General features: G+C 59.6%; 4 protein-coding genes. All 4 read right to left on the bottom strand.

Annotation, left to right across the window (positions count from 1 at the left end; all coding sequences use genetic code 11):
* Window positions 1-237: 237 nt before the first annotated feature.
* The gene (locus H483_RS40545; protein ID WP_159110332.1) at window positions 238-399 is read right to left on the bottom strand and encodes a toxin-antitoxin system HicB family antitoxin; all 162 of its coding nucleotides are present in this window, start codon (window positions 397-399) and stop codon (window positions 238-240) included.
* Window positions 400-876: 477 nt separating this feature from the next.
* Complete coding sequence (locus tag H483_RS27350) at window positions 877-1659, bottom strand: ParA family protein (protein ID WP_031264777.1); 783 nt, start codon at window positions 1657-1659, stop codon at window positions 877-879.
* Window positions 1660-1901: 242 nt separating this feature from the next.
* On the bottom strand, window positions 1902-2156 hold the full coding sequence (locus H483_RS27345; RefSeq protein ID WP_017836486.1) for a hypothetical protein: 255 nt from the start codon (window positions 2154-2156) through the stop codon (window positions 1902-1904).
* Window positions 2138-2398: a ribbon-helix-helix protein, CopG family gene (locus H483_RS27340; RefSeq protein WP_017836485.1), complete on the bottom strand. Its 261-nt coding sequence runs from the start codon at window positions 2396-2398 to the stop codon at window positions 2138-2140. The genes H483_RS27345 and H483_RS27340 overlap by 19 nt, the downstream gene beginning before the upstream one ends.
* Between the last annotated feature and the right edge of the window lie 70 nt (window positions 2399-2468).

Raw genomic sequence — 2468 nt, 5'->3', positions numbered from 1 at the left:
TGAGGTTGTCGCGGTCAGAGCGAGACACGCCGACCGGATCGACTGGACCATCCGATGGGTATGACTTACTCTGAGAGGTGCCTGGAAGCACAGCTCTCCTAATTGGTGAGCAACACCGAGTTTGAGCGCCAACTCAGACTCTTGACTTTCGATACCGGCCCACTCGCCAGTGGGCCGGTATCAGTCATTTCAGGTGCTGCATTGAGTGTTTAGTTTTCAGTCACGCAGCTGGCTACTTCACGCGGGAATCGCCTCCTGGTCGTCGTAGCTCGACACGGCTTCAGACATGCCGAGGTGTGCCGCTGCGACCTCGGCTACGTACTGGTTCATTGAGATGCCACGGGCTGCCGCTTCACGTCGAAGCGCGTCATAGACATCTGAAGGTACGCGGACTGTCATTCGTGTCCGCTCCCCTAGCGCTGGTCTCCCAGGCCCAGATCGTGTGGTCGCCATGACGTCAAAAATGGCATGCATGACGTCAAAAATGCGCGCGACACGCGCAAGGCGTCAAACATGCCGCGAGCGGTGACCTCGAGGACCGACGTGCCTTGGAGGTCCGGTCACTCCCCAATCAGCTGGCTCAACACCCCTGTGAGTCCAAGTACTCGACGATGGCCTTGTCGGTGATAGAAGCAATGCTGATGGTGCGGTCGCCAGTTTCGTAGCGGAGCTTGTCTACTGCACGTAACAGACGCGCTTTAGTGGACGGGCGAAGCCGTACGTTGTGCTGCTCTGTCAGTCGCTCTTCTTCAGCTGAGCCCCCTGGCGCGGAAGCCGGGGTCGTGGGAATAGCTGGTGGCTTAGTTCGTGAAGGTCTCTCAGGCAGGTCTGCTGCAGGATGCACAGCTCGACGGATTGCGGGTTCACGTTCGATGCTCATGCTGCAGCTCCTTTGGGGCCAAGCGCTAGCTCTGCTAGCAGATCTGTATACGCGACCTGGAGGGCTAGGGCCTTTCCGCCTGTGAAGCTATGGATCGGTGTGTGCGAGCTATGTGCGTCCTGGCGTGCGGTTAGCTCCGGGATTGAGGTCTTAGCCACCAAGTCCCCGTACGTGTCGCGAAGTTCACGCTCGCGGAATTGGTGTTCGCCAGTTGTCCTCTTGCGGCTCAGGACGAGCTTTTCGAGCACGAGGTGCGGGTTGGGTCGCCTCTGGACGTTACGGATGGTCTCTTGCAGGTTTTCAATCCCGCGGACACTGTCAATGGTCGGCTCGGTGACAGCGATGACTCCGTCTGCTGCGCAAAGCACGGCGAAGAGGAGCTTTCCCAGTGACGGTGGGCAGTCAAATAGGACTGCGTCGTAGGCGGACAGGTCGAGCCCCTCGAAGGCGATGTCGAGGCGAAAGATGAGGTCATTGGCGCCGTCAGATTCGATGTTCGCCAGCGCTTCGTTGGATGGGATGAGATCCACCTTGTCCCACGGAGTTGCGATGACTGCGTCGGCTGCCGACCCCGGGACCGTTCGGTTCATGAGGTCGAATGTCGTCATCATGGTCTCCGTCAGTTCGACACCGAGGCCCGTCGTGGAGTTGCCCTGAGGATCGACGTCCACCACTAGAACGTTGCGCCCTTGATGGCTTAGCGCACTGGCCAAGCCCAGCGTTGTAGCAGTTTTGCCGACGCCGCCCTTCTGGTTGCAGAGAGCCAGTTTTCGAGTCAATGTCCATTCCTCTCCACGAAGGTAGCTGGGCAGAGCTAGCTGTGTTGGCTGCCCTAGCGAGCCTAGCCTGATCAACAAGGCTACCTTGCGTATTTAGCACAGCTGCGACAACGACGATAGCGTTGCGGGCTAACGTCGCTAGAAATGCTAGCAATGCTATGGCTGCGGCGCTAGCTATTGCCGGGCAACTGGCGTACGGTGCCAACGCCAACAGGTCCAGTGGAGTGCGGTCGCAATCGGCTTCAGTCAAGTAGATCGAGGTAGGTGCGGCGCGCCTTCATTGCGTGAATGACTTCGATACTGCCGTCGTCGTAGTGCAGAGCGACCAGTTCCAGGACACGGGCCTGGGAATCGAACCCCAGCGTGAGTATCCGTTGGGGATGGTCATCGTCGAGCGGTCCGGAGAGGAGGGGAGTGGCCAGTGCGGCCCGGATGTCGTCGTCGGCAATGCCGTGTTTGCGCGCGGATGGGCGGATGATCACGAGGCGGCGGCCCACTGGGCCAGCGCCTGGCGGATGGCCTCGGACCGGTTTAGGTGCTCGCGCTCTGCGCGGGCCATTACGGCTCCAAGCTCGGCGTCAGTGAGTCGAACCGGCACGACCTTCGCGGCGTGCTCGGCCCGTGTAGGGCGACCCATGCGTTTGCCCAGCCATGCAGGGTCATAGCCAGCTTCAGCTTCGTCGACCCACTGGTCGATCTGCTCCTCGGAAATGTCGTGCCCTTGAATCTTCCGCTCCATGAACACAATCGTAATACGAATGACTGACTAGAGGAAGGCGCTCGGCGAAGTGTGACTTTCGCTGTTAAAT

The organism is Dietzia sp. UCD-THP, assembly GCF_000349585.1.
GTDB classification, from domain to species: Bacteria; Actinomycetota; Actinomycetes; order Mycobacteriales; family Mycobacteriaceae; genus Dietzia; species Dietzia natronolimnaea_A.
Note: the sequence above shows the minus strand (reverse complement) of the source record. Positions and strands in the feature narration are given on the sequence as shown.

Bases quoted from the DNA above. Each gene is read 5' to 3' on its own strand.
- H483_RS27340 (WP_017836485.1), bottom strand. From the start codon at position 2,398: ATGGAGCGGAAGATTCAAGGGCACGACATTTCCGAGGAGCAGATCGAC.
- H483_RS40545 (WP_159110332.1), bottom strand. From the start codon at position 399: ATGACAGTCCGCGTACCTTCAGATGTCTATGACGCGCTTCGACGTGAA.